Origin of the sequence: Streptococcus parasanguinis (genome assembly GCF_001578955.1) — a bacterium.
GTDB classification, from domain to species: Bacteria; Bacillota; Bacilli; order Lactobacillales; family Streptococcaceae; genus Streptococcus; species Streptococcus parasanguinis_U.
This window is the reverse complement of sequence record NZ_KQ969689.1, coordinates 140,093-141,720: the sequence shown is the minus strand read 5'-3', so window position 1 is coordinate 141,720 and position 1,628 is coordinate 140,093. Positions and strand designations below refer to the sequence as shown.

The 1,628-nt window shown below is 47.6% G+C and carries 2 protein-coding genes; both read left to right on the top strand.

Features of this window, described 5'->3' with window-relative positions; all coding sequences use genetic code 11:
- Window positions 1–1,397 (top strand): formate--tetrahydrofolate ligase (locus SPADD19_RS00655; protein ID WP_061454937.1); only part of this gene is annotated, 1,397 nt, incomplete at its 5' end.
- Window positions 1,398–1,412: 15 nt separating this feature from the next.
- On the top strand, window positions 1,413–1,628 hold a 216-nt coding region (locus SPADD19_RS12190; RefSeq protein WP_241496370.1), incomplete at its 3' end, for a HutD family protein.

Here is a 1,628-nt window from a genome sequence, read left to right as displayed (position 1 = left end):
CCCTCCGCGAACCTTCTCTTGGCCCGGTCTTTGGGATCAAGGGTGGAGCTGCCGGTGGTGGTTACGCCCAAGTGGTTCCAATGGAAGATATCAACCTTCACTTTACCGGAGACTTCCATGCCATTGGGATTGCCAATAACCTCCTTGCAGCCGTGATTGACAACCACATCCATCACGGCAATGAGTTGGGCATCGATTCTCGTCGGATTACCTGGAAACGGGTGGTCGATATGAATGACCGTCAACTCCGTCATATTGTCGATGGCCTACAAGGAAAAACAAACGGGGTTCCTCGTGAAGATGGTTTTGACATCACAGTGGCTTCTGAAATCATGGCCATTCTCTGTCTCTCAGAAAATATCCTTGATCTCAAAGAACGTCTTGATCGCATCATTATCGGGTACAACTACCAAGGACAACCGGTCACAGCCAAAGACCTCAAGGCTGGAGGGGCCATGGCAGCTGTCCTCAAAGATGCCATCCATCCGAACTTGGTGCAGACTTTAGAACATACTCCTGCTATTATCCACGGTGGACCATTTGCCAATATCGCTCATGGCTGTAACAGTGTGCTGGCTACTAAATTGGCCCTCAAATATGCAGACTATGTCGTGACAGAAGCTGGCTTTGGAGCTGACCTCGGTGCTGAAAAATTCATCGATATCAAGTGCCGCATGGCCGGACTAAAACCTGCTGCCGTTGTCCTCGTCGCAACCATCCGTGCCCTCAAAATGCATGGTGGGGTTGCCAAAGCAGACTTGGCTACTGAAAATGTCCAAGCCGTTATCGATGGTCTACCAAACCTAGACAAACACTTGGCCAACATCCAAGAAGTCTATGGTCTACCTGTGGTCGTTGCCATTAACAAATTCCCACTGGATACAGAAGCCGAACTAGAAGCTGTCTATGAATCTTGTAAGAAACGTCACGTAGATGTCGTCATTTCGGATGTCTGGGCAAAGGGTGGGGCTGGTGGCCGTGACTTGGCTGAAAAAGTCATTCAACTGACTCAAGAAGAAAACCACTTTTCTTATGTCTATGACGAAGAAGACAGCATTGAAACAAAATTGACCAAGATCGTCACAAAAGTCTATGGTGGTAAAGGCATCAGCTTAACACCAGCGGCCAAACGCGAACTGAAAGAATTAGAAGCTCTTGGCTTCTCAAACTACCCAATCTGTATGGCCAAAACGCAATATTCCTTCTCGGATGATGCCAAGAAGATCGGAGCACCGAAAGATTTCACTGTCAAAATTAGCAACCTTAAGGTGGCAGCAGGAGCTGGCTTTATCGTTGCTCTCACAGGAACGATCATGACCATGCCTGGCCTACCAAAAGTTCCAGCCAGTGAAAAGATTGATATCGATGCCCAAGGCAATATCACTGGTCTCTTTTAAGAAAGAGGACGTCCTATGGTGACTATCCTTCATCTTACCCCTTCAGATTATCAGATTTCTACTTGGTCCGGTGGCCAAACTACCCAACTCTTCCTCTCTCCAAAAGAGGGAAGTTATCAGGATCGAACCTTTGACTTCCGACTCTCTACTGCAACGGTAGAGGTTGAAACAAGTGACTTTACCGATCTCACAGGCTACCATCGAATCTTGATGCCTCTGACTTCATCGATT